The organism is Nocardia sp. NPDC057227 (assembly GCF_042669725.1).
In the GTDB taxonomy this organism is placed as follows: Bacteria; Actinomycetota; Actinomycetes; order Mycobacteriales; family Mycobacteriaceae; genus Nocardia; species Nocardia asteroides_A.
The window spans coordinates 306,250-328,327 of record NZ_JBHUXA010000002.1 but is presented as its reverse complement, the minus strand read 5'-3'; the positions used below and the strand labels follow the sequence as shown (position 1 = coordinate 328,327).

Genomic DNA, 22,078 nt, shown 5'->3' with positions numbered 1-22,078 from the left:
TCGAGCCTAGTCGCTCCGTCCGGCGTTCGAGGCCGGTGCCGCCGACACGCGGCACTCCCGGCTCAGACCTGAAAACCGAGGCGCCGCGCGGCCCTTGCCTTCTGCCTGCTCGCGCGCAGCCTGCGCAGCCGCTTCACCAGCATCGGGTCGGCGGCGAGCGCCTCCGGCCGGTCGACGACGGCGTTCAGCACCTGGTAGTAGCGGGTGGGGGACATACCGAACAGTTCGCGGATCGCCTCTTCCTTCGCGCCCGCGTACTTCCACCACTGCCGCTCGAAGGCGAGGATCTCCTGATCGCGCCGGGAGAGGCCGCTCGCGTCCTCGAGCACCGGCTCGTCGGCATCCTCCCGGGTGCCGGATGGATTCCGAGCAGCTGCGCCGTCCATCTCGCTCCCTCGCCGAGTTCCCATCACGTGCTGGTCCGACCGGATCATTGAACCACGGGGTGCGGACGGATTCCGGCCGAGCACCCGGCGTGTTCACTACCTTCCGGTAACCGCAATAATTGCCGCATGGCAATCCTCCCGATCGTGATCGTCGGCGACCCGGTGCTGCACAACCCGACCGAAAAGGTCATCGAGCCGCCGGAGGAGCTGGCGCCGCTGATCGCCGACATGTACGAGACCCTCGACGCCGCGAACGGCGTCGGGCTCGCGGCCAACCAGGTCGGCATCGCCAAGCGGCTCTTCGTCTACGACTGCCCGGACCGGACCGCCGACGGGACGACCGTGCGGCGCAGGGGCGCCGTGGTGAACCCGATCCTGGAGACCTCCGCGCTGCCCGAGACCATGCCCGATCCGGACGACGACGACGAGGGCTGTCTCTCCGTCCCCGGCGAGCAGTACCCCACCGGCCGCGCCGACTGGGCGAGGGTCACCGGCACCGACGAGAAGGGCGAGCCGGTCGAGCTGGAGGGCACCGGGTTCTTCGCCAGGATGCTGCAGCACGAGGTCGGCCACCTGGACGGCTTCCTCTACGTGGACGTGCTGGTCGGCAGGCACGCCCGTGCCGCGAAGAAGGCGATCAAGCGGAACGGCTGGGGCACACCGGGGCTGAGCTGGCTCCCGGGCACCGTGCCCGACCCGTTCGGGCACGACTGATGAGCATCGAGCCGCCGACGGCCGAGCGGCTTCCCGCCGTCGGCGACCGGGTGGTCATGCGGTACCGGTTGCCCGAGGGGTATCCCCAGCCGCTCACCGACGTGCTCGGTGAGCTCGTCTCGGTCGAGCCGCCGACCGTGCGCACCGCGGACGGCGCGCTGGTCGAGGTGGCGCCGGACAAGGTGGTCGCGCTGCGCGTGATCCCGTCCCGGCCCATCCGCACCTCGGAGATCAGGGCGCTGGAGTACGCGGGCGCGGCGGGCTGGCCGGGGGTGCAGCAGACCTGGCTGGACGGCTGGCTGCTGCGCGCGGGCCACGGCTACACGCACCGCGCCAATTCCGCGCTGCCGCTCGGTGATTCGAGCGGTCCGGCGATCGTCGGCCGGGACACGCTGTACCGGATCGGCGCCTGGTACACCGAGCACGGCCTCCCGGTGCAGCTCTGCCTGCCGGACCGGCTGGCCGCGACCCCGCCCGGCTGGCACACCTGGAACGAGACGGTGGTGCTCGGCATCGATATCGAGACCATGGTGCTGCCGCAGGGGCCGTCCATGGTGCGCGTCTCACCGGCGCCCTCGCAGGCGTGGCTGGAGCTGTACCGGTACCGCGGCGGCATCCCGGACCCGGTCGTGCCCCCGCCGCCGCGGCCGGCGCCGGACGTGCTCAACGCCGTCCGGGACGGTTCGCTCGGCTTCGCCGTGCTCGGCGTCCCGCAGCCGATCGCGGTGGCCCGCGGCGCCGTCACGACCGCGCCGGACGGGCGGGTGTGGGTGGGGCTCTCCTGCGTCGCGGTCGCCACCGAGCACCGGCGGCACGGCCTCGGCGCGCTGGTCTGCGCGGAGCTGCTGCGCTGGGGTCGGGAGCGCGGGGCGGGGTACGCCTACGTGCAGGTGGCCGCGGACAACCCGGACGGGCTCGGGCTCTTCCGGGAGATGGGGTTCGTCGAGCACCACCGCTACCGATACGCCGCCCCGCGGCCCAGCTGAAAGGTCATCCGTGCGGATCGCCACCTGGAACGTCAACTCCATTCGCTCCCGGATCGACCGGGTGATCGGCTTCCTCGACCGGCAGGACGTCGACGTCCTCGCCATCCAGGAGACCAAGTGCCGGGACGACCAGTTCCCGTTCGAGCGGTTCGACGAGGCCGGGTACGAGGTCGCGCACCTCGGCGTCAACCAGTGGAACGGGGTCGCGATCGCCTCCCGGGTGGGGCTCGCCGGCGTGGAGGCGGCCTTTCCCGGGCAGCCGGGGTTCGACAAGGACGCCGGGGAGTCGCTGCTCGGGGCGCCGGTGGTGGAGTCGCGGGCGCTCGGCGCGACCTGCGGCGGGGTCCGGGTGTGGAGTCTGTACGTGCCGAACGGGCGCGCGCTGGACGACCCGCACTACCGCTACAAGCTGGAGTGGCTCGACGCGCTGCGGCGCACCGGCGAGCAGTGGCTGAGCGCCGACCCGGCGGCGAAGATCGCGCTGGTCGGCGACTGGAATATCGCGCCGACCGACGACGATGTCTGGTCCCCGGAGTACTTCGAGAACAAAACGCACACCTCGCAGCCGGAGCGGGACGCCTTCGCCGCGATCGTCGACACCGGGTACACCGACGTCATGCGGCCTTTCGCGCCCGGGCCCGGCGTCTACACCTACTGGGACTACACCCAGCTGCGCTTCGCCAGGAAGGAGGGCATGCGGATCGATTTCGTGCTGGCCTCCCCCGCGCTCGCGGCCGGGGTCACCGACGCGGTGGTCGACCGGCAGGAGCGCAAGGGCAAGGGCGCGAGCGATCATGCCCCGGTGCTCGTGGAGTTCACCGACTGAGACGGATCAATGCTGGTAGGAGCGTTTTCCGGTAAAACCAGCCATCTGGTCTTGTTCCGCCACGTGACGGGTTCACGCTGCTAGGGTTACCGGCCATGGGTAGTGAGTCGGCCGTCCGGCCGCGGCAGCGGGCACAGCATCTCGGCCCGCAGCGCAGGCGGCCACAGGTGCTCGACACCGCCCTCACCCTCGCGGTCTCCGAGGGGCTCTCCGCCGTCACCATGGCCTCGATCGCGGACCGGATGCGGGTCACCCGCCCTGTCGTCTACGCCTGCTTCGCGGACCGGGTGCAGCTGATCGACGCGCTGCGCCGGCGCGAGGAGAACTACCTGATCCACGACCTGCTCGCCACGCTCCCCGGCCGCGATCTCGGCGAGGACGAGACCGCCGTCGTCACCAGCTTCCGCACGCTGCTGCAGCTCACCGCCGCGCGCCCGGAGTCCTGGCGCTTCCTCGCCGAGACCCCCGACCCGGTGATCTCCGAGGAGTTCGGCCGGGGCAGGCGGCTCGCGGTGAACCGCTGCACCGCGCTGCTGCGCGGCTCCATGCTCGGCTGGGGCACCACCGCCGCCGACCGCAAGCTGCCGGTCCTGGTCGACCAGTGGTTGGCCGCGGGCGAGGGCGCGGTGCAGACGCTGATGGCAGGCACCGCCGACTGGGCGCCGGAGGATCTCGGCGATTTCGTCGGGGGTCAGGTGTTCCGGATGCTGCGCGACGCGTAGCGGAATAACAAAGACTGATTCCGTGTAGTATCGGCTGCGAGCAAGGAACCGGTCCTCTGGGCTTCGAGCCCCGACAGCTGGTCTGGCCCTCGGTGTAGCTACGGCAGCCGGGGGCTGCTCTCTTTCCAGGGTCAGGTGAGCGGGTCGACGAAGTGCACCCGATCCGCGATCAGATCGAACAGCCGGTGGGTTCCGTCCCGGTGGGTGATGCGCCGCCGGTAGGCCGAGGCGACCAGATCCGGCAGCCACAGCAGTCGTTCCACGCTCGGCGAGGTCTGCAGCAGGCGGGTCTGCCGCGGCACCAGCCCGGCCGAGACCAGCTCCCGGTGATTGAGCTCGTCCCGCTTGCGGAAGTTGTGCTGATTGCGCTCCTCGAGGACCAGGAGCTCGACCGGGTCCCAGGCACTCTCGCAGCCGCCCGCGAGCGCGATGGCGAGGCTGCGGTAACAGGCCCGTCGGGCCGCCTCCCCGTCGTTGTCGGCCGCCTCGACCGGCACCTGGTAGGCGATGATGCAGGTCTCTGGCCCCTCGGCGAGGAACTCCAGCATGTCCCCGGCTCTTTCTCGACCCCGAGAGTGCTGCAGCGCCTCGGTCGTGTGCCAGAAGGTGTCGTCGGCGATCTTCGACAGCCCATCCCGCAGCTCCGCCATCTCCTTGCGCTGCACGATCACCGCCGTGAAGATGTAGAACGTCGAGGTCGGAGCCACCACCGGGTCGGCCGTTTGATACGACTCGTCCAGGTAGGCCACCGGCCCCTTCGCCCGCCGATACGCCTCCTGCAGAACGCCCGATCTCCCCACCTCGCGCATCGGGCCATCCTAGGGCGCGCTTCGAGATGGGCTGCGCGCGCTCGACGATTCGGCCGGGGCAGAATCTGCGGTGACGCCCAGCGAGAGGACGATGCCGTGACCGACGCCTTCTACCTACCCGACCCGGACGACGAGCAGCGCTACCACTCGACCGAGCTGACCCGCGGCCCGTGGTCCCCGGACGCGCAGCACGCGGGACCGCCGTCGGCCCTGCTCGGGCACGTGCTGGAGCGGTGCGAGCCGAAGCAGGGGTTCCAGATCGGGCGGGTGGCGGTGGAGATTCTGGGACCGGTGCCGCTGGCGCCGCTCACCGCGAAGGCGCGGCTGGTGCGGCCGGGGCGGAGTGTCGAGCTGCTGGAGGCCACGCTGGAGTCGGAGCGCGGGCCGGTGATGCGGGCGAATGCCTGGCGCTTCAAGCTGGCCGAGCCGGAGCTGGACGTGCCCGCCGAGTTCCTGCCGACCGGCTCGCGACCCGGCCCCGAGCAGGCGCCGGATCCGGAGGTGTTTCCCTCGACCCAGCCGATCGGGTTCCACACTGGCATCGAGTACCGATTCGCGGCGGGCTCGTTCATGAAGCCGGGTCCGGCGGTGTGCTGGATCCGGCTCAAGTACCCGATCGTCGCGGGCACCACCCCGAGCCCCCTGGAGCGCACCCTGGCCGCCGCCGACTCCGGCAACGGGGTCAGCTCCGTCCTGGACTGGGACCGCTACCTGTTCATCAATACCGATCTCACCGTCACCCTGCATCGCCACCCGGCGGGCGAGTGGGTCTGCCTGGACGCCGTCACCCTCCCGCAGCGGCACGGCATCGGCCTCGCCGAGACCGCCCTCTTCGACGAGAAGGGCCCCCTCGGCCGCGGCACCCAGACCCTCTACCTCGGCCGCCGCTGACCGTCGACCTCGGTCCGGTCGGTCGCGAGCGGGCGGCGGACCACGGCGCGGACCGAAACGCCCGCTCACCGCTTCCCGCGATACTCCCAGCGCCCAGCGAACTCCCCGGGGGCGGGGGGCGGTCCGGGTAAGGCAGGCCCGTCGGACTCCATCCCGGCGACGAGCAGAGCCAATGTGCGCCTGCGTAACTCGACCGACCGCGCCGGGTCCGGCACCGTGACGGCGGAGCACGCCTCCAGCACCAGACTCAGGTCGGACGCCTCGACATCGGCGCGCAACCGCCCGCTCTCGTGCGCCCGCCGCACCAGGGACGTGGCGATCTCCTCGGCCCGCCGCACATCCGGCAGTATCGATTCGTCCGGCGCGAAGGCGCCGGCCAACCGCACGGTCAGCGAGTGCACATCCGCCTCGACCACGGACTCGAGAAACCGCACCAGCCCGGCCCAGCCGTCGGACACCTCGAGCGCGGCCGAACCGAGCGCGCAGTACTTCCGCAGCCCCTCGTAGCAGAGCGTGCGCAGCAGCACCTCCTTGCTCGGGTAGCGCCGGTACAGCGCGCTGATCCCCACCCCGGCCCGCTCCGCGACCGCCGAGATCGGCGCACCGGGATCGGCGAGGAACACCGCCCGCGCGGCGTCGAGGATGAGCCCGTCATTGCGCGCGGCCTGCGCCTTGCGCCCGGGAAGCGATTCGACCATGCCCCCAATACTACCGCTTGAACGGAATGATCTGTTCCGCTATCGTAAGAACGGAACAAACCATTCCGTTCCAGAGATGAGGCACCCGATGATCCGCCCCTTCCGCATCGAGATCCCCCAGGCCGACCTGGACGACCTGCACAGCCGCCTGGCCCGCACCCGCTGGGCCGACCAGCTCCCCGATGTCGGCGACACCTACGGCGTGACCACCGACCGCGTCCGCCACCTGGTCGAGCAGTGGCAGCGACTGGACTGGCGCGCACTGGAGGCGAAGCTCAACGAGCACCCGCAGTTCAGCACCGAGATCGACGGCCAGGACATCCACTTCCTGCACCTGAAGTCGCGAAGGGACACCGCTTTCCCGCTGCTCCTGCTGCACGGCTGGCCCGGCACCTTCGCCGAGTTCCTCGCCGTCGCGGGCCCGCTCACCGAAGCCGGCTACGACCTGGTGATCCCGTCCCTCCCCGGCTACGCCTTCTCCGGCCCGACCACCTCGACCGGCTGGAACGACCAGCGCACCGCCCGCGCCCTCGCCGAGCTCATGACGCGGCTCGGCTACGACCGCTTCGGCGTCGTCGGCAACGACCACGGCGCGCAGATCGCGCCGGAGCTGGGGCGGATCGCGCCGGTGTCGGGAGTGCACGTGTCGCAGGTGTTCTCGTTCCCGTCCGGCGACCCGGCCGAGTTCGCCGACCTGACCGAGGACGAGCAGTCCGCGCTCGCCACGCTCACCTGGTTCGCGGAGAACAAGATGAGCTTCAACACCCTGCATTCGCAGCAGCCGCAGACCCTCGCGCACGCCATCGTTGACTCACCCGCCGGGCTGGCCGGCTGGAACAGCCAGCTGCTCGGCCCCGACCTGGACGACGAGTTCGTGCTCACGCACCTCGCGCTGCACTGGTTCTCCGGCAGCGCGGGCTCGGCCATCCGGCAGTACTACGAGAACGCGAAGGCACCGCGGCAGGCCGAGCCGACCACGGTCCCGCTCGCGCTCTCCGGCTCGGTCGGCGACTTCCACGGCATCCGCCGCTTCGCCGAGCGCGACCACAGCGCGATCGTCTCCTGGCGGGTGCACGACGTGCCCACCCACTACCTGCACCACGCCGCGCCGGAGCTCGCCGCCGCCGAGATCGCCGAATTCTTCGCCGAATACCGCTAACCGCGGGTGGAGATCTGCTGCACCGCCCAGCTGTTGCCGTCCGGGTCGTCGAAGAAGAAGAAACCGACATTGTCCAGCGGGTCCGGCACCTCGCGCGGGTTCGCCCCCACCACCTGGACGTCGGAGACCGCGACCCCGCGCTCCACCAGCTCGGCGTGCGCAGCGCGAACATCCGGCACCACCAGCTGCAGCCCCTTGAGCGAGCCGGGAACCATCTCCGGTACCGCCCCGCTGCCGATCACGATCGAGCACCCCGACCCGGGCGGGGTGAGCTGCACGATCCGGATCGCGGCGCCGTCCGGCGCCTGCCCGGTGGTGTCGTGGTCGATGTCGAAACCGACGCCTTCGGAGTAGAAACGCTTGGCCCGGTCGATATCGGACACCGGGACGACGACGACCTCGAGGGTCCACTTCACCGGCGGCACTCCCTTCACGCGATTGGTGCCGCCGACGCTACTGGTCACCGAGCCACACTGACCAGCACGCACCGATTCTGCTCAGCGGGGCCGGGAAGCAGCACACCCTGATCGTCCCGATCGCGGACATAGCCGGGAAAGTGGTACCCGTCGCCCGCGGTCTCGATGCGGGCCGCCTCCACCCCCGAGGCGACCAGCAACGCCGCAACCGCACGGGCACGCTCGCGCGAGAGATCACGCCGGGTGCGATCCCCCTCCGGGGTGAGCTCTCCGAAGCTCGAGGTCGCCCCCAACAGAGAGATCCGAGCCCCCGGACATGCTTGCACGGCGTTCGCGAGCTGTCCGGCGACCGCACTGGCAGCCTGCCGGTCGCGGAAGACTGCCACGTTGGGCTGAAATCCGAGCGGACCGGCATCGGGCAACCGGAAGTCACGAATCGAGCAGCCGCCGGGGAAGGTGAGCGGCGCAGGCGCACTCGCCGGCGTCACAGCCGGGACATCGGTGGGCGCCTCTCTGCCCCGCGGCGCGGTATCGAGGACCGCATCGGTCGCGCCGGCCGCCGCCGCGATGGCCTTCCAGATAGCCACGAGGTTGTTTCGGCTTGCCTGGTCCAGCTTTTCCTGCGGCGCCCTGGTCTCGCCGATGCCATTGAAGACCACCCGAATACCCCGAAGGTCGGGCAGGCTGTCGTGCGCCCGCAGGAACTCGGCGACCTCGGCCGGATCAGCGTCGAGCAGACCATCAGCCGTGAAATCAACCGGCGGAACATCCTGCAGACCGGCTCCCTGGAGCACAATCTGACCGCCCTCCGGACAACCGGCGCGGACCGCGTCGGCCGAAACCTGGAGTGCCCGCAGATAGTCGGCGTGCGGCTCCTTGGCACGGACCGCGCCGATCGCCGACCTGCCACCATCCAGGAACTGCCGCAGATCATCGTCGTAGCTGGGGCCGTTTCCCGCACTGGTGCTGAACTTCGTGGCGCTCACGAGCCGCGGATCGCCATCTATTCCCACGATCCCGATCGAGGTGTCGTGGCGCGCCGCGCGTTCCATCGACGCCACCATCTCGGTCGAGACCTCGGGAGAGGGCGAATTCGCGTGACCGGCTACCGCAATCACCAGCGCACCAAGTGCCGGGTCGCTTCCGCAGCCGGGCGGCATAGCGGTACCCGTCATCCCGCCCCCGCTGCTTGTCGTACCCGCTACGGTGGTGCATCCGGCGAGCAAGGCGCCGGCCGCGATCAACAACGGCACGGACCAACGCTTCATTTCCCAGGACCTCGTTTCATTCCATCCGACATGTGCATTCCTGTCCCGACGAATACTCGGCGATCAGCGCGAGCCCCATCCGGTCGCCGACTCCCCACGGCTCGTCGGAGCCCACCGAATTCATGACCAGGCCGCGCCGTTTCGCATGGCCGAGGCCGACCGCGTGCCCGATTTCGTGCCGCACAACGGCGAGCATCGTGGAGTCGGCCGCGGCGATGCGGGCAGGATCGGCGAGCATCGCGAACCCGCCACTCGCCCGGCCATCCCGGCTCGCCAGCTGCACCCCGCCGATTCCGAGCGTGCCTCTCCCGAGGCCGTCGACCCGTTCGCCGGGCGCCGCGCAAGCGACCCGAATCTCCTGTGGTGCGGGCGCGGCCACCGGCTCGTCCCGACCGAAATCGGTCGCCACCGTGAAACGCAGCGTCGAGATGGCCCGGATCTCATCGAGTACGAACAGTGCCGTTTCGCGCAGGTCAGGGGTGTGATCCTGATCGCCCGCCCGGAACCGGACCGTGATGGCCTCGGCCTTCCACGGCGCGGGGACCCGGCGCGGGAACGGCAGGAACGCATAGTCGATGCCGTAGCTCGTCGTCCCCCAGCCGATGGGCCAGGTGGAGGGCGGCGCGGTGGCGGGCGTCTCCGGCCCCGTCAACCACCGCTCGGTCCGGCAGGTATCAGAAGTCACCAAACGGAGCCCGCGACGCCGGCTCCCCCGATCGACTGTGCTCGGCAAGCAGTCCGTCAAGCGACGTTTCCTTCCGGCTGCGGCGCGGGAGGTACCTGGCGCGCCTGTCCGGGAATCGGTCCCGATTCGGTGACACCGGTCTTTCTCGGATCACCCATCTGCTGTGCCATCAGGATCCGGGCATAGTTCGATGCTTCGGCGCCGAGCGCGCGGCGGTCGGCGATCGCCTGGTTCCGGCGAGCCAGGTCGCGATCGAACTCCCCGATGTGGTGCGCCACCACATTCCGCGCTCGATCCACCGTCGCGCTCGATTCGGCGACCACGACCTCCTGCCGCCGCACTGCCACCTGTGCACGGCGGAAGGCCCGCCGGTACGGGTCGGTGAGCCGCATCGAGACCAGCGCGACGCCGATCCCGCTCACCAGGTAGAGCGCCCCGAAAAACCATCCGTTCATGACCGCGCGCTGGTGTGCTGCCGCTAACGCCGCCGATTGATCGAAACCGGTCAGGCTCGGTGTGACGACTGTCCAGCGCACGACGACCAGCGCGGCGCCGAGCGCAAGCCAGGAAAGCCCGGCGATGATCGCGAACGGAAGCGCGTGGCGCATTCCGCGCAGCACTTCGGCCAGCTTCTCACCGGTCCAGGCGGCGGCGGTGCAGGCAAGCAGCGCTGCGCCGAGAGCGAGCGCCCAGGACGCGACTTCACTGCCTTGCACCAGCAGAGCGAGGACGTCTTTGAACGCGATGAGGTCGGCCACAGACCCCGCGGCCAGCGCGAGAACGTGCACCGCGGTCTCCCGCGCGGCACTGCCCGCGAGTGCGTCCGCGTGGGGCGCGATGCCGCTGCGCCCCGGATCATCGGGCTCGCTCATCGCGCGCCTCCTCGACGACGAGACCATCCTGCGCACGGTCACGGAACCGCTCCAACCTGTGGAGTTCGCGTTGCTCGAAATCGAGAACCCGCTCGGCCTCTTCGGCGAATTGCGATGCTGCGCCGTGGTGTACGTCGACCACGGAACAGGCATCGGTATAGCCGGTCTCGACGGTTGCGATCCACTGTGCGATCCAGCTCTCGATCAGGGGATCCATCGCTTCCGCGGTTCCTTCGTCGAGCGCGCCCGCGAGCTTCACGATCTCCTTCTCGACGCGGAGCATGACGGCTTCCCGGTCGGGTGGCGGCGCCATGTCGTACTTCTGCGAGCGCCAGCCATCGATTTCCGAGAATTCGACGAACTTCGGGCCGGTACCCGCGCTGGACAGCCCCTCACTCGCATTCGACCAGGGCGCCCGTCGCTTGCGCCGATTCCACCGCCTCAGCATTTCGATCTCCTGCCGTATCTAATTCATCAGTCGCGCACTGGTACCAGATTCGGGCCGTCATCGCCGTCCAGCCCAGCGATCCCGAAAAGGTCGTTCGGCTCCGGGTTCGCGGGCCCGGAGAAGTCCAACACCTGTTCCAGCACGGCACGATCCTCGTGCTTGCGAAAGAGCTGCTTGCGATAGCTGTGCGCACGCCGTCTGGCATGCGCCTGCCTTCGCCTCACCGCGGAATCACCGACCGATTCCAGGGCCGCGATTTCACCGTCCAGCACCGCCATTCGTGCCCGCTTCGCCCTGGCCTGCGACTCGAGGCGAGACTCGTCGGCGGCGTGCGTACCACGCCGCGCGTCCCACTCTCGCTGATTCCGCGCAGCGACCAGCTCGACGGATTTATCCTGTTCCACGGCGTTACGGCGCTGTAAGAGTTCGAGTGGAGCAGTGGTCGGAATGTTCGCCAGGGTGGTCCTGACTTCGGTCAGATTGCGCTCCAGCCGTCGCACCTCGTCGGCGCAGGCGCGGCGCTCCGCCACCTTGGACTCCGCCAGGCTTTTCAGGGCATGGCGAATCGAATGCGCGTACTCGTTGAATCGGTATCCGAGCGCTGCGACATGCGGTGGAACCACGCGTCCCGCTGCGGTGCCCTGCCTGCGCTCCAGCGCCGGCTCGAAAATGTTGCCTTTCCCGTCACGACGCCCTGCGGTCCAATCCGCGTAACGCGCGAACGGCCCGTAGAACACTGGCCTTCCGGTGCGCGCCACACGGCGCAACCTGCGTTCTTCGCCGGCTTGAATACCCATGTCAGTCGCTACCCATTCATCGTCACCTGGAGTGCGATCCGAGTGTTGCAGCGCTGAACGAACCGAGATAGTCAGATGTTCATGGGACACGTGGAGCACCGCGCATGTTTCCGAGACTCCGGGCCATGTTCCGCCCGCGCGCCCCCCGGTGTACTGGAATCACCTCCCGCTCAACCCTTCCGAGCGGGATCTGACGAGGGAGCAGGACATGCGAATCGCGGTTTTCGGAGCGACCGGAACGGTGGGCAGGCTCGTGGTCGAGCAGGGGCTGGAGCGCGACCACGAGATCACCGCCTTCACCAGGAACGCGGCAGGCGTCGGCGCCGCACACCCGAACCTGCGGGTGGTCACCGGCGATGTGCTGGATGTTGCCGCGGCCCAGCGCGCGGTCGACGGGCAGGACGCGGTGATCGTCGCGCTCGGCAACGGCCGCAAGGGCGTCGTCCGCGCGGAGGGCACCCGCACGGTCATGGCGGCCATGCGCCGGACCGGGGTCGAGCGGCTGGTCTGCCAGACCACGCTGGGGGCGGGCGACAGCAGGGCGAACCTGGACTTCCTCTGGAAGTACGTCATGTTCGGCCTGCTGCTGCGCCCCGCCTACGCCGACCACCAGCTCCAGGAGCGGTACGTCCGGGAGGCGACCGACCTGCGCTGGACCCTGGTCCGGCCGAGCGCCTTCACCGACGGCCCCGCCACCGGCGCCTTCCAGCGCGGTTTCGGGGCGGAGGCGCCGGGGCTGGCGCTGAAGATCTCCAGGGCCGATATCGCCGGGTTCCTGCTGGACCAGGTCACCGACGAGACCTACCTGAACCGGGCCGTCGGGATCTCGAACTAGCCGAGCGCGTGGTTCGCCACGAAGGCTGCGCCCGGCGCGACCGCGTCCCTGACCCGGCAGAGCCGGGCCCAGTCCTCGCCGTCGTAGAGCCTGCCCGACTCCACCCGGTTCTCCGCGAAGGTCGGGACCAGGTTCGGCCGCGACCAGGCCGACATGGCCCTGACCACGCCGAACGCCGCCGCCCGGCCCGCGACCGCGGCCTGCGGGGTCGGCGCGACCGCCACCGCGAGCAGGGCGAACTCGCCGGGCACGTGCGCGAGCGCGCCACCGTCGACGGCGGGCCTGCCGAGCGCGCCGCCGAGGTGCCGCAGCTCGGCGAACATGAGCCCGTGGTCGACCCCGTCGCCGACCCGGTCCAGGAGGGCCGCGATGGCGGCGGCGTCGAGCGGGCCGAGCACGCTGTGATCGCCGACGGCCGGGGTGGGGGCGGGCGGGTCCATGTGCGTGAAGAGCAGTTGGGCGGCCGGGATGCGGGCGAAGGTGTCGATCTCCGGGGCGAGAGCGCGCAGCGGGGCGAGGACCGCGGCGGCGGTGTCGTCGTCGGCCAGGATCGCGCCGTCGACGATCACCAGGTCGCGCCCGGCCAGGAACGGCGGCAGCTCGGGCAGCGGCGGGAAGCTCATGATCCGCAGCGCGGTGGTCGCGGACTCCGGCGCGGTGCGGCTCCACTCGGCGTAGGCAGTGACCACCTCGGCGGCGCGGGCGCGATCCCAGAGCAGCATGCCGGCGAACACGTCGGCGTAGGGCAGCAGGTCGAACTCGACCGCCACCACGACGCCGAAGTTGCCGCCGCCGCCGCGCAGCGCCCAGAACAGGTCGGGGTGCTCGGTCGCGGTCGCCCGCACCAGCGTGCCGTCGTGCAGCACCACCTCGAGCGCGCGCACCGCGGTGGCCGCGACGCCGTGCTTGCGGGCGTAGAAGGAGAGCCCGCCGCCGAGCAGGTAGCCGATCACCCCGACGTCGGGGGCGCTGCCGTGCAGGGCGGTCAGGCCGTGCGCGGCCGCGGCCTCGATCACCGGCAGCCACTGGGTGCCGCCGAGCACCCGCGCCACCCGCGCCTCCGGGTCGATGGTGACGCCGGTGAACTCGGTGAGCCGGAGCAGCAGCACATCGTCGAGCGGCCGCTCGCCCAGCGGGTTGGCGCCGTGCCCGGTGCTCTGCGGGGCCACCCGCAGCCCGGCCGCGCCCGCCGCGCGGACCAGCCCGGCCACCTCCGCCACGCTGCGCGGCAGCGCGACGGCGGCGGGCCGCAGGTCGACGGCGAGGTTCCACGGGGTGCGGGCCGCGTCGTACCCGGGCTCACCGGGCAGGTGCAGCTCGCCGTTGCCGCGGAGCGAGTCGAGCGGGAGGGTACTGGTCATGGCCGGGCCTTTCGATCGGTGCGATGCGGTCAACTCTGCGAGCCGCGGGCGGCGCGCGACATCCCGTGCCGTCGGGGAAAACCTACCCGTCGGTTCTGGTGGGTGCCGGTCCCCAGAGTTCTGGGATGGCGCAGGTCGGAGCGGTACCGCAGACTGATTTCATGGCCAGAGGACTCACCGCCGCCCGCGTTCGACAGGATGTGGACGTCGTCGCGCGCGCCGGCCTCGACCTGGACACCTTCCTGGCGGAGGCCAGCGCCTCGGTGGCCAGGGCGGTGCCATGGGTCAGCGCCTGCATCGCCACGCACGACCCGGTGACGCACATGCTCACCAGCGCCCGCAAATACGGTGACCTGCACAATCGCAACAGCCACGACGTGGAGTTCGGGCTGATCGAGTACGGCACGGTCGAGCCGACCGCCTTCACCGCGCTGGCCCGCGCCGAGGTACCCGCGGCGGGCGTGCACCTGATGACCGACGGCGAGGTCGAGCGCTCCGGCCGGATGAGCGGCTTCATGAAGCCGCGCTTCGGCTACGCCGACGAGGCCAGGCTCGCCTTCCGCGACGGCACCGAGGTGTGGGGCGCGATGGCGATCTTCCGCGGGGACGAGGACGCCCCGTTCGACGCCGCCGAGATCGACTTCCTCGCCTCGCTGGCGGCGCCCTTCGCGCACGGGGTGCGCACCGGCATGCTGGCCCAGCTGGCCGAGGCGCGTCCGCCGGCCACCGTCACCGGGCCCGCCGTGGTGATCGTCGGCGCGGACGACCAGATCGTGCAGATGAGCCTCGGCGCCGAGCAGCGCATCGCGGACCTGGATCAGGGCGCGAACGGCGGCGATCCGCTCGCCCCGATCGGCGCGCTGATCGGCGCGGCCCGCCGCTACGGCCGCGGCGAGACCACGGTGCCCCCGCGCTGCAGGCTGCGCACCGGCTCCGGCATGTGGCTCGTGCTGCACGCGGGCCCGCTGACCACCCGCGACGGCAGGCAGGGCGAGGTGGTGATCACGATCGAGGAGGCCCGCCCGCCGGAGATCGTCGCCATCGTGGTCGCCGCCTACGGTCTCTCGCCGCGCGAGCGCGACGTGGTGCAGCTGGTGCTGCAGGGCGTCGACACCAAGGAGATCGCGGGGACCCTGCACCTCTCCACCTACACGGTGCAGGACCACCTGAAGTCGGTCTTCGACAAGGCGAATGTGCGGTCGCGGCGGGAGCTGATCTCGAAGGTGTACTTCGATCAGTACGTGCCGCGGATGGGTGCGGAGCTCTCCCCCAGCGGGTGGTTCGTCGCCTAGTGGGCGTGCCACTCCGGAAACGGGTCGGCGTAACGGCGCCACGCTCGCGGCCCGGCCGCGAACTCGGCGGTGGTGAGCAGCGCGCCGTCCAGTAGCCCGCGCACCCGCTCGCGGTCGAGCCGGATGCCGATCAGCACGAGCTCCTGCCCGCTCGGCTCGGTCCCGGCCGGTTCGAACACCAGGTTCGGCCCGGCCTGCGACCAGTGGGCGACCAGCTCGGGGCGGCTCGCGATCCAGCAGAAACCCTTGCTGCGCAGGATTCCCGTCAGCTGCTCGAGCGCGGCGGCGAGCCGGCCGGGGTGGAACGGGCGGTCGGCGCGGTAGGTGAGGCTGCCGATGCCGTACTCCTCGGTCTCCGGGGTGTGCCCGCCCGCGAGCTCCGCGGCCCAGCCGTCGGTTTCGGCGGCGGCGAGCGGGTCGTAGCGGCCGGTGTCGAGCACCTCGGCCAGGTCGATGCCGCCGTGCGTGGCGCGGATCAGCCTGGCGCGCGGGTTCAGGCGGCGCAGGGTGGCCTCGACCGCGCCCGCCATGGCTGGGCTCACCAGGTCGGTCTTGCTGAGCACCAGGACGTCGGCGAACTCGACCTGGTCGATCAGCAGGTCGGCGATGCCGCGCTCGTCGCCGTCGGCGGCCTGCAGCGCACGGGATTCCAGCGAATCGCCGCGGGTGACCTCGGGCAGGAAGGTGACGGCGTCCACCACGGTGACCATGGTGTCCAGCCGGGCCAGCTCGCCGAGCCGGAACCCGTCGTCGAACTCCCACTCGAAGCTCGCCGCCACCGGCATGGGCTCGGAGATCCCGGTGGACTCGATCACCACCTGGTCGAAGCGGCCTGCCCGTGCCAGCTCGCCGACCGCGGTGACCAGGTCCTCGCGCAGCGTGCAGCAGATGCAGCCGTTGGTCAGCTCGACCAGCTGCTCGTCGGTGCGCACGACGGCGGCGTCGATATTGATCTCGCTCATGTCGTTCACCACGACGGCGACGCGGCGGCCGTCGCGGTTGGCCAGGATGTGGTTGAGCAGCGTCGTCTTGCCCGCGCCGAGGAAACCGGAGAGGACGGTGACGGGGATGGTCATGGACTAATGGTAACCGTTTTCATTAAAGGCCATCCCGTAGGGTTCCTTCCCGTGAACTTGCTGCCCTTGCCCGGTGACGGGCAGACCCCGGTCCGCGTTCTCACCATCGCGGGCACCGACTCCGGCGGCGGCGCCGGGATCCAGGCCGACACCCGCACCATGGCGCTCTGCGGGGTGCACGCCTGCGTGGCGGTGGCCGCGGTGACGGTGCAGAACACGCTGGGGGTCAGCGGGTTCCACGAGATTCCGCCGGAGGTGGTGGCGGCGCAGGTGCGCACGGTGGTCGCCGATATCGGGGTCGGGGCGGCCAAGACCGGGATGCTCGCCTCCACCGCGATCATCGAGGCGGTGGCCGGGGTCTGCCGCGAGGTCGGGATCGGGCGGGACGCGGCGGTGCCGCTGGTGGTCGACCCGGTCGCGGCCTCCATGCACGGCGATCCGCTGCTGCACGCCGAGGCGCTGGATGCCGTGCGGCACACCTTGATTCCGCTCGCCACGCTGGTCACCCCGAACCTGGACGAGGTGCGGCTGCTCACCGGCATAGCGGTGGTGGACGATGCCACCGCGCGCGCGGCCGCCGAGGCGCTGCACGCGCTCGGGCCGCGGTGGGCCATCGTCAAGGGTGGGCATCTGCGCTCGTCGGCGATCAGCAGGGATCTGCTGTTCGACGGGGAGCGGTTCCACGAGTTCAGCGCGGCGCGGATTCCGACCGGGAACGATCACGGGGGTGGGGACACGCTGGCGGCGGCGGTCGCCTGCGCGCTCGCGCACGGGTATTCGGTGCCGGAGGCGGTGGAGTTCGCCAAGGAGTGGACTCGGCGCTGCCTCGAAGCCGCCTACGATCTCGGTGCCGGGCACGGACCGGTCTCCCCGCTCTGGAGGTTGCGGCGCGCGCCCGGCGCATAGGCCGCACGAGCGCGGCCGATCCTGCCCACGGCAGGCGGGTGGGCCGCCGCGCGGCGGGGCGGCCGCAGTGCGGAGCAGCGGCCAGGCGGGTCCAGTCCGGCGACCGTGGTTCAGCCGGGTTCGACGGCACTGCCCAGCGGGGCGTCGAGATCGAGCACGATCCCGTGCAATCGCGATCCCGCCTCGACCAGCGACGCGACGATCGCGCCGAGGTAGGCGACGAACCGCTCGACCGGCATCGGCGCGGGCTCGGCGCGATCCGACCCCAACCACCAGTCGGTGGCCGAGGCGACCGCCCCGAACACGGAGTAGTTCACCAACTCCAGCCCGGAGACGTCGATCCCGGGATCGTCGACCACGGCGGCGACCAGCTCCGCCGCCCAGCGGGCGGAGCGCCGGGCCGAGCGCAGCGCGCGCTCGGATTCGCCCGCGTTCCTGGTGAAGTGGCTGTGCAGCAGGAACCGGAAGACGTTCGGGTGCTGGTCGACCACGAGCACGTACTCGGTGACGGCGCGGCCGATCAGCACCCGGACCGGGTCGGCGGTCAGGTCGGCGCCCGCCGCGATCCTGGTCCAGAGCAGCTCGCGCATCCGGTCGACGACGGCGTCGTAGAGGTCGGTCTTGTCCTCGAAGTGCCGGTACAGCTTGGGCTTGGCCGCCCCCGCCTCGCGGGCGATATCGCCCATGCTGACGCCGGGGCCGAGCGCGTCCAGCGCGCGGATCGCCGCGTCGACGAACTCCTCGCGCATGCGCACCCGATGCGCCCGCCAGCGTTCGGTGCGGGCGTCGACCCGGATGCTGCGCGTCATCCCCGCAGCCTACTTTTTTGCCGGTTCGGCACGGAAAGTGGCGGGAGCGGAGCGCGCGGCGGCAGCATGCGACCATGCACGATCACCACGCGGCCCCGCCCGCCGACATTTCCACCCGGGAGCACTGGGACACCTTCTACCGCGATCGCGACCAGGTCTGGAGCGGCAATCCGAACCCGATCCTGGTCCGCGAGGCCGGTGCGCTGCCGCCGGGCACCGCGCTCGATCTCGGCTCCGGCGAGGGCGGCGACGCCATCTGGCTGGCCGGGCTCGGCTGGCGGGTGACCGCGGTCGACGTCTCGCAGGTCGCGCTGGATCGCGCCGCCGGGCACGCCGCCGCGGCCGGGGTCGGGGACCGCATCACCTGGGCCGCGCACGACCTGCACACCGACTTCCCCGCCGGGGAGTTCGACCTGGTCTCCGCGCAGTTCCTGCACTCGCAGACGGCGCAGCCAGGGGAGCGCGACGCCATCCTGCGCCGGGCCGCCGCGGCGGTCGCCGTCGGCGGCGCACTGGTGATCGGCTCGCACCAGGGCTGGCCCAGCTGGATGGACGAGCCGCCCTTCGCCCACGAGTTCCCCACCCTGGAGCAGGTCCAGGCGGGGTTGGCGCTCGGCGACGACTGGCAGGTCGTGACCGCCGATCTGATCGAGCGCGACGCCCCCGGCCCGGATGGTCAGCCCGGCACCCGCGCGGACAGCGTCCTGCACCTGCGCCGCCTGCGGTAACCGCACCGCACACCCGGCGCGAAGCAGGGCCTGCGCGCTCGCAGGAACCTCACAGCCACAGCCCAGCCCGGTGGCAGCGGCGGCCGCGAGTCTCGAACCCATGACCGAGACCGTGACCGTCGCGCTGCCGGCGGATCGAAGCGTGACCACGGCGCACCCACCCGTGCTGGACGTGGTCGTCCCCGTCTACAACGAGGAGGCCGACCTCGGCCGCTGCGTCCGCCGCCTGCACGCCCACCTGCGCGCGGGCTTCCCCTTCCCGGCCCGCATCACCATCGCCGACAACGCCAGCACCGACGCCACCCTCGCGGTGGCCGAGGCGCTCGCGGGCGACCTGGACGGCGTCCGCGTCGTGCACCTGGACCGCAGGGGCCGCGGCCGCGCCCTGCGCACGGTGTGGGAGAACTCCGACGCCCGCGTGGTCGCCTACATGGACGTCGACCTCTCCACCGACCTGAACGCCCTGCTCCCCCTGGTGGCCCCGCTGCTCTCCGGCCACTCCGACCTGGCCATCGGCACCCGGCTGGCCGGCTCGTCCCGGGTGGTGCGCGGCCCGAAGCGCGAGTTCATCTCGCGCAGCTACAACCTGATCCTGCGCGCCTCGCTGCGCGCCCGCTTCTCCGACGCCCAGTGCGGCTTCAAGGCCATGCGCACCGAGGTCGCGCGCAGGCTGCTTCCGCTGGTCGAGGACGGCGAGTGGTTCTTCGACACCGAACTGCTGGTGCTCGCCGAGCGCGCCGGGCTGCGCATCCACGAGGTCCCGGTGGACTGGATCGACGACCCGGACTCCCGGGTCGACATCGTCGACACCGCCCGCAAGGACCTGCTCGGCGTCTGGCGGGTCGGCCGCGGCCTCGCCTCCGGCGCGCTGCCGATCGACGAGCTGCGCCTGGCCATCGGGCGCGAGCCGCTGGTGCCGGGGGTGCCGCTCGGCATGGTCGGCCAGCTGGTGCGGTTCGCCGTGATCGGTGTGCTCAGCACCGCCGCCTACCTGGTGCTCTACCTGCTGCTGCAACCCGCCGTCGGCCCGCAGGGCGCCAACTTCGCCGCCCTGCTGCTCACCGCGGTCGGCAATACCGCCGCCAACCGCGCCTGGACCTTCGGCGTGCGCGGCTCGACCGGCATGGCGGCGCACCAGTTCCAGGGGTTGCTGATCTTCGCGCTCGGCCTCGCGCTGACCAGCGGCTCGCTCTTCGCCCTGCACCACTGGGCGCCCGGCGCCCCGATCGCGCTCGAACTCTTCGTCCTCGTGCTCGCCAATCTGCTCGCGACGCTGAGCAGGTTCGTCGGCCTGCGCTGGGTGTTCCGCAATGCGGGCGCCCGCCCGACCACCACCGGAGGAGCCCCGTGACCGCCACCCTCGCCCCGCCCGCCGCCGAAGCGCCACCCGCTCCTTCTCGCCGATTCCGCTGGGAGCGGCCCGCGCTGGGCGCACTGCTGCTCGGCACCCTGGTCGCCTATCTGATCAACCTCAGCGCCAACGGCTGGGCCAACAGCTTCTACTCCGCGGCCGTGCAGGCCGGTTCGGAGTCCTGGACCGCGTTCTTCTTCGGCTCCTCGGATGCCGCCAACTCGATCACCGTCGACAAGCCGCCCGCCTCGCTGTGGCTGATGGAGCTCTCGGTGCGGCTGTTCGGGTTGCACAGCTGGAGCATTCTGGTGCCGCAGGTGTTGCTCGGCGTCGCCACCGTCGCGGTGGTGTACGCGGCGGTGCGCAGGCCGTTCGGGGCGGGGGCCGGGTTGATCGCCGGGCTGGTGCTCGCGGTGACGCCGGTGGCGGTGCTCATGTTCCGGTTCAACAATCCGGATGCGCTGCTGGTCTTTCTGATGGCGGGGGCGGCGTATGCCGTCGTGCGGGCGGTCGAGGACGGGCGGACGCGGTGGTTGGTGCTGTGCGGTGCGCTCATCGGGTTCGGGTTCCTGGCGAAGCAGTTGCAGGTGTTGCTCGTGGTGCCCGGGTTGGCTCTCGTCTATCTGTTCGCGGGGCCGCCGCGGCTCGGCAAGCGGGTGGTGCAGCTCTTCGCCGCGGGTGCGGCCATGGTTGTCGCCGCAGGCTGGTGGTTGCTGGCCGTCGAGCTGTGGCCCGCGGATTCGCGGCCGTGGATCGGTGGGTCGCAGGAGAATTCGATCCTGGAGTTGACGCTCGGGTACAACGGGCTCGGGCGGTTGAACGGGGAGGAGACCGGGAGTGTCGGGGGCGGCGGTGCGGAGTTGCCCGCCGGGGGGAACGGGATGTGGGGCAGTACCGGTATCGGGCGGCTGTTCGAGGCGGCGCAGGGTGGGCAGATCGCGTGGCTCATTCCCGCTGCGCTGGTAGCCCTTGTTGTCGGAGTGGCGTTGCGCGGCAAGGCCGGTCGCGGGGACCGGCAGCGGGCCTCGCTGCTGCTGTGGGGTAGTTGGTTGCTGGTCACCGGGTTGGTGTTCAGCTTCATGGCGGGGATTTTTCACCAGTACTACACGGTGGCGCTGGCGCCCGCGGTTGCGGCGCTGGCCGGGATCGGGGCGGTGCTCGCCTGGCGGAGTCGTTCCCGCGTGGGGGTCCGCCTCGCGACCGCGCTGGGTCTCGCGCTGACCACCGTCACGGCGTTCGTGCTGCTCGGTCGCACCGCGGAGTTCCTGCCCTGGCTGCGCTGGGCCGTGCTCGGCACCGGTGTCGTCGCGACCGCGCTCGCACTCTTCGCCCTCCCCCGCCGCGCCGCCGTCGGCGCCGCCCTGATCGCCGCCTTCGTCGCGCTCTCCGGACCGGTCGCCTACAGCGTGCAGACGATCGGGACCGCCCACGAAGGCTCGATTCCATCGGCCGGACCGAATGTCGGCCGCGGTATGGGCGGGCCGGGCGGAATGCGCGACGGACGCGATGGTGCAGGGGGCCCGGCCACCTTCCCCGGCGGAACGGGTCAGGGCACCGGACCCAATGGGTCGATACCGGGCGGGAGCGTGAACGGCGGCCCGGCCACCACCGGCACCGACGGCGCCCGCACGGGCGGCGGCACGATGGGCGGCCTCCTCGGCAGCTCCGCCCCGACCCAGCAGGTGGTCGCCCTCCTGGAGAGCGAAGCCGACTCCTACACCTGGGTCGCGGCGGCGGTCGGCTCGAACAGCGCCGCCGGCTTCCAGCTCGCCACCGAACTCCCGGTCATGCCCATCGGCGGCTTCAACGGCAGCGACCCGTCGCCCACCCTGGAGCAGTTCCAGGAGTACGTCCGGGAGGGCAGGATCCACTACTTCATCGGCGGCAGCCGCGGCGGCCCCGGCGGCTCGAGCACCTCGTCCAGCTCCGCGATCGCCACCTGGGTGGAGCAGAACTTCACCGCCACCGAGGTCGACGGCGTCACCCTGTACGACCTCACGGCCGAGTAGCGACCACTCCCCGGACAGCCACCCCGGCGCAACT

General features: G+C 71.3%; 24 protein-coding genes. 12 read left to right on the top strand and 12 right to left on the bottom strand.

Features of this window, described 5'->3' with window-relative positions; translation table 11 throughout:
• Positions 1 to 62 precede the first annotated feature (62 nt).
• The gene (locus ACFUJ1_RS04815; protein ID WP_378642502.1) at positions 63 to 386 is read right to left on the bottom strand and encodes a DUF3263 domain-containing protein; all 324 of its coding nucleotides are present in this window, start codon (positions 384 to 386) and stop codon (positions 63 to 65) included.
• 126 nt (positions 387 to 512) lie between these two features.
• Here ACFUJ1_RS04815 and ACFUJ1_RS04810 point away from each other — a divergent pair, with 126 nt between their 5' ends.
• The 4 genes from ACFUJ1_RS04810 to ACFUJ1_RS04795 all read left to right on the top strand — a co-directional run bounded on the left by ACFUJ1_RS04810 (position 513) and on the right by ACFUJ1_RS04795 (position 3,634).
• Complete coding sequence (locus tag ACFUJ1_RS04810; protein ID WP_378642499.1) at positions 513 to 1,100, top strand: peptide deformylase; 588 nt, start codon at positions 513 to 515, stop codon at positions 1,098 to 1,100.
• The gene (locus ACFUJ1_RS04805) at positions 1,100 to 2,086 is read left to right on the top strand and encodes a GNAT family N-acetyltransferase (protein ID WP_378642496.1); all 987 of its coding nucleotides are present in this window, start codon (positions 1,100 to 1,102) and stop codon (positions 2,084 to 2,086) included. Before ACFUJ1_RS04810 ends, ACFUJ1_RS04805 begins: the two co-directional genes overlap by 1 nt.
• Positions 2,087 to 2,096: 10 nt before the next feature.
• Positions 2,097 to 2,912, top strand: a complete 816-nt coding sequence (locus ACFUJ1_RS04800) for an exodeoxyribonuclease III (protein ID WP_378642493.1) — start codon at positions 2,097 to 2,099, stop codon at positions 2,910 to 2,912.
• Between the two features lie 95 nt (positions 2,913 to 3,007).
• Positions 3,008 to 3,634 (top strand): TetR/AcrR family transcriptional regulator, encoded by a 627-nt coding sequence (locus ACFUJ1_RS04795; protein ID WP_378642490.1) that lies wholly within the window; start codon positions 3,008 to 3,010, stop codon positions 3,632 to 3,634.
• Between the two features lie 131 nt (positions 3,635 to 3,765).
• On the opposite strand, the gene ACFUJ1_RS04790 is transcribed toward ACFUJ1_RS04795, so the two are convergent.
• Complete coding sequence (locus ACFUJ1_RS04790; RefSeq protein ID WP_378642487.1) at positions 3,766 to 4,443, bottom strand: hypothetical protein; 678 nt, start codon at positions 4,441 to 4,443, stop codon at positions 3,766 to 3,768.
• Positions 4,444 to 4,539: 96 nt separating this feature from the next.
• Here ACFUJ1_RS04790 and ACFUJ1_RS04785 point away from each other — a divergent pair, with 96 nt between their 5' ends.
• Positions 4,540 to 5,334: a thioesterase family protein gene (locus tag ACFUJ1_RS04785; RefSeq protein ID WP_378642485.1), complete on the top strand. Its 795-nt coding sequence runs from the start codon at positions 4,540 to 4,542 to the stop codon at positions 5,332 to 5,334.
• 65 nt (positions 5,335 to 5,399) lie between these two features.
• Here the strand turns inward: ACFUJ1_RS04785 and ACFUJ1_RS04780 are convergent, their stop codons facing one another.
• A complete protein-coding gene (locus tag ACFUJ1_RS04780; RefSeq protein WP_378642482.1) occupies positions 5,400 to 6,032 on the bottom strand; it encodes a TetR/AcrR family transcriptional regulator in 633 nt (210 codons plus the stop codon).
• 88 nt (positions 6,033 to 6,120) lie between these two features.
• Between ACFUJ1_RS04780 and ACFUJ1_RS04775 the strand changes: the two genes are divergently transcribed.
• A complete protein-coding gene (locus ACFUJ1_RS04775) occupies positions 6,121 to 7,191 on the top strand; it encodes an epoxide hydrolase family protein (protein WP_378642480.1) in 1,071 nt (356 codons plus the stop codon).
• On the opposite strand, the gene ACFUJ1_RS04770 is transcribed toward ACFUJ1_RS04775, so the two are convergent.
• The 6 genes from ACFUJ1_RS04770 to ACFUJ1_RS04745 all read right to left on the bottom strand — a co-directional run bounded on the left by ACFUJ1_RS04770 (position 7,188) and on the right by ACFUJ1_RS04745 (position 11,677).
• Positions 7,188 to 7,607: a VOC family protein gene (locus ACFUJ1_RS04770; RefSeq protein ID WP_378642956.1), complete on the bottom strand. Its 420-nt coding sequence runs from the start codon at positions 7,605 to 7,607 to the stop codon at positions 7,188 to 7,190. The two genes, ACFUJ1_RS04775 and ACFUJ1_RS04770, sit on opposite strands and share 4 nt — an antisense overlap.
• A 44-nt stretch (positions 7,608 to 7,651) precedes the next feature.
• Positions 7,652 to 8,875, bottom strand: coding sequence for an OmpA family protein (locus ACFUJ1_RS04765; RefSeq protein ID WP_378642477.1), 1,224 nt, complete (start codon positions 8,873 to 8,875; stop codon positions 7,652 to 7,654).
• Between the two features lie 16 nt (positions 8,876 to 8,891).
• Positions 8,892 to 9,527: a hypothetical protein gene (locus ACFUJ1_RS04760; protein WP_378642475.1), complete on the bottom strand. Its 636-nt coding sequence runs from the start codon at positions 9,525 to 9,527 to the stop codon at positions 8,892 to 8,894.
• An 89-nt stretch (positions 9,528 to 9,616) separates the two neighbouring features.
• Positions 9,617 to 10,432 carry a hypothetical protein gene (locus tag ACFUJ1_RS04755; RefSeq protein WP_378642473.1) on the bottom strand — a complete coding sequence of 272 codons (816 nt, stop codon included), beginning with the start codon at positions 10,430 to 10,432 and terminating at the stop codon, positions 9,617 to 9,619.
• A complete protein-coding gene (locus ACFUJ1_RS04750; protein WP_378642471.1) occupies positions 10,416 to 10,880 on the bottom strand; it encodes a hypothetical protein in 465 nt (154 codons plus the stop codon). Before ACFUJ1_RS04750 ends, ACFUJ1_RS04755 begins: the two co-directional genes overlap by 17 nt.
• A gap of 26 nt (positions 10,881 to 10,906) precedes the next feature.
• Positions 10,907 to 11,677: a hypothetical protein gene (locus tag ACFUJ1_RS04745; protein WP_378642468.1), complete on the bottom strand. Its 771-nt coding sequence runs from the start codon at positions 11,675 to 11,677 to the stop codon at positions 10,907 to 10,909.
• A gap of 208 nt (positions 11,678 to 11,885) precedes the next feature.
• Between ACFUJ1_RS04745 and ACFUJ1_RS04740 the strand changes: the two genes are divergently transcribed.
• Complete coding sequence (locus ACFUJ1_RS04740; protein ID WP_378642465.1) at positions 11,886 to 12,512, top strand: NAD(P)-dependent oxidoreductase; 627 nt, start codon at positions 11,886 to 11,888, stop codon at positions 12,510 to 12,512.
• Here ACFUJ1_RS04740 and ACFUJ1_RS04735 read toward each other — a convergent pair.
• Positions 12,509 to 13,873 carry an FAD-binding oxidoreductase gene (locus ACFUJ1_RS04735; RefSeq protein WP_378642462.1) on the bottom strand — a complete coding sequence of 455 codons (1,365 nt, stop codon included), beginning with the start codon at positions 13,871 to 13,873 and terminating at the stop codon, positions 12,509 to 12,511. The two genes, ACFUJ1_RS04740 and ACFUJ1_RS04735, sit on opposite strands and share 4 nt — an antisense overlap.
• 161 nt (positions 13,874 to 14,034) lie before the next feature.
• Between ACFUJ1_RS04735 and ACFUJ1_RS04730 the strand changes: the two genes are divergently transcribed.
• Positions 14,035 to 15,165, top strand: coding sequence for a response regulator transcription factor (locus ACFUJ1_RS04730; protein ID WP_378642460.1), 1,131 nt, complete (start codon positions 14,035 to 14,037; stop codon positions 15,163 to 15,165).
• On the opposite strand, the gene ACFUJ1_RS04725 is transcribed toward ACFUJ1_RS04730, so the two are convergent.
• Entirely contained in the window at positions 15,162 to 16,241 is a 1,080-nt protein-coding gene (locus ACFUJ1_RS04725) for a GTP-binding protein (RefSeq protein ID WP_378642457.1), read from the bottom strand. The two genes, ACFUJ1_RS04730 and ACFUJ1_RS04725, sit on opposite strands and share 4 nt — an antisense overlap.
• Before the next feature lie 51 nt (positions 16,242 to 16,292).
• On the opposite strand from ACFUJ1_RS04725, the gene thiD reads away from it, so the two are divergent.
• The gene (gene thiD, locus ACFUJ1_RS04720; protein ID WP_378642454.1) at positions 16,293 to 17,147 is read left to right on the top strand and encodes a bifunctional hydroxymethylpyrimidine kinase/phosphomethylpyrimidine kinase; all 855 of its coding nucleotides are present in this window, start codon (positions 16,293 to 16,295) and stop codon (positions 17,145 to 17,147) included.
• Between the two features lie 110 nt (positions 17,148 to 17,257).
• Here the strand turns inward: thiD and ACFUJ1_RS04715 are convergent, their stop codons facing one another.
• A complete protein-coding gene (locus ACFUJ1_RS04715; RefSeq protein ID WP_378642452.1) occupies positions 17,258 to 17,956 on the bottom strand; it encodes a TetR/AcrR family transcriptional regulator in 699 nt (232 codons plus the stop codon).
• A 74-nt stretch (positions 17,957 to 18,030) separates the two neighbouring features.
• On the opposite strand from ACFUJ1_RS04715, the gene ACFUJ1_RS04710 reads away from it, so the two are divergent.
• The 3 genes from ACFUJ1_RS04710 to ACFUJ1_RS04700 all read left to right on the top strand — a co-directional run bounded on the left by ACFUJ1_RS04710 (position 18,031) and on the right by ACFUJ1_RS04700 (position 22,044).
• Positions 18,031 to 18,684, top strand: coding sequence for a class I SAM-dependent methyltransferase (locus ACFUJ1_RS04710; RefSeq protein ID WP_378642449.1), 654 nt, complete (start codon positions 18,031 to 18,033; stop codon positions 18,682 to 18,684).
• A gap of 100 nt (positions 18,685 to 18,784) precedes the next feature.
• Positions 18,785 to 20,035 carry a glycosyltransferase gene (locus tag ACFUJ1_RS04705; RefSeq protein ID WP_378642447.1) on the top strand — a complete coding sequence of 417 codons (1,251 nt, stop codon included), beginning with the start codon at positions 18,785 to 18,787 and terminating at the stop codon, positions 20,033 to 20,035.
• The gene (locus tag ACFUJ1_RS04700; protein ID WP_378642444.1) at positions 20,032 to 22,044 is read left to right on the top strand and encodes a glycosyltransferase family 39 protein; all 2,013 of its coding nucleotides are present in this window, start codon (positions 20,032 to 20,034) and stop codon (positions 22,042 to 22,044) included. Before ACFUJ1_RS04705 ends, ACFUJ1_RS04700 begins: the two co-directional genes overlap by 4 nt.
• Positions 22,045 to 22,078 lie beyond the last annotated feature (34 nt).

Bases quoted from the DNA above. Each gene is read 5' to 3' on its own strand.
- ACFUJ1_RS04735 (WP_378642462.1), bottom strand. From the start codon at position 13,873: ATGACCAGTACCCTCCCGCTCGACTCGCTCCGCGGCAACGGCGAGCTG.
- ACFUJ1_RS04765 (WP_378642477.1), bottom strand. From the start codon at position 8,875: ATGAAGCGTTGGTCCGTGCCGTTGTTGATCGCGGCCGGCGCCTTGCTC.
- ACFUJ1_RS04795 (WP_378642490.1), top strand. From the start codon at position 3,008: ATGGGTAGTGAGTCGGCCGTCCGGCCGCGGCAGCGGGCACAGCATCTC.
- ACFUJ1_RS04730 (WP_378642460.1), top strand. From the start codon at position 14,035: ATGGCCAGAGGACTCACCGCCGCCCGCGTTCGACAGGATGTGGACGTC.
- ACFUJ1_RS04705 (WP_378642447.1), top strand. From the start codon at position 18,785: ATGACCGAGACCGTGACCGTCGCGCTGCCGGCGGATCGAAGCGTGACC.
- ACFUJ1_RS04750 (WP_378642471.1), bottom strand. From the start codon at position 10,880: ATGCTGAGGCGGTGGAATCGGCGCAAGCGACGGGCGCCCTGGTCGAAT.
- ACFUJ1_RS04755 (WP_378642473.1), bottom strand. From the start codon at position 10,432: ATGAGCGAGCCCGATGATCCGGGGCGCAGCGGCATCGCGCCCCACGCG.
- ACFUJ1_RS04815 (WP_378642502.1), bottom strand. From the start codon at position 386: ATGGACGGCGCAGCTGCTCGGAATCCATCCGGCACCCGGGAGGATGCC.
- ACFUJ1_RS04715 (WP_378642452.1), bottom strand. From the start codon at position 17,956: ATGACGCGCAGCATCCGGGTCGACGCCCGCACCGAACGCTGGCGGGCG.
- ACFUJ1_RS04805 (WP_378642496.1), top strand. From the start codon at position 1,100: ATGAGCATCGAGCCGCCGACGGCCGAGCGGCTTCCCGCCGTCGGCGAC.
- ACFUJ1_RS04780 (WP_378642482.1), bottom strand. From the start codon at position 6,032: ATGGTCGAATCGCTTCCCGGGCGCAAGGCGCAGGCCGCGCGCAATGAC.
- ACFUJ1_RS04710 (WP_378642449.1), top strand. From the start codon at position 18,031: ATGCACGATCACCACGCGGCCCCGCCCGCCGACATTTCCACCCGGGAG.
- ACFUJ1_RS04790 (WP_378642487.1), bottom strand. From the start codon at position 4,443: ATGCGCGAGGTGGGGAGATCGGGCGTTCTGCAGGAGGCGTATCGGCGG.
- ACFUJ1_RS04725 (WP_378642457.1), bottom strand. From the start codon at position 16,241: ATGACCATCCCCGTCACCGTCCTCTCCGGTTTCCTCGGCGCGGGCAAG.
- ACFUJ1_RS04745 (WP_378642468.1), bottom strand. From the start codon at position 11,677: ATGGGTATTCAAGCCGGCGAAGAACGCAGGTTGCGCCGTGTGGCGCGC.
- ACFUJ1_RS04740 (WP_378642465.1), top strand. From the start codon at position 11,886: ATGCGAATCGCGGTTTTCGGAGCGACCGGAACGGTGGGCAGGCTCGTG.
- ACFUJ1_RS04810 (WP_378642499.1), top strand. From the start codon at position 513: ATGGCAATCCTCCCGATCGTGATCGTCGGCGACCCGGTGCTGCACAAC.
- ACFUJ1_RS04775 (WP_378642480.1), top strand. From the start codon at position 6,121: ATGATCCGCCCCTTCCGCATCGAGATCCCCCAGGCCGACCTGGACGAC.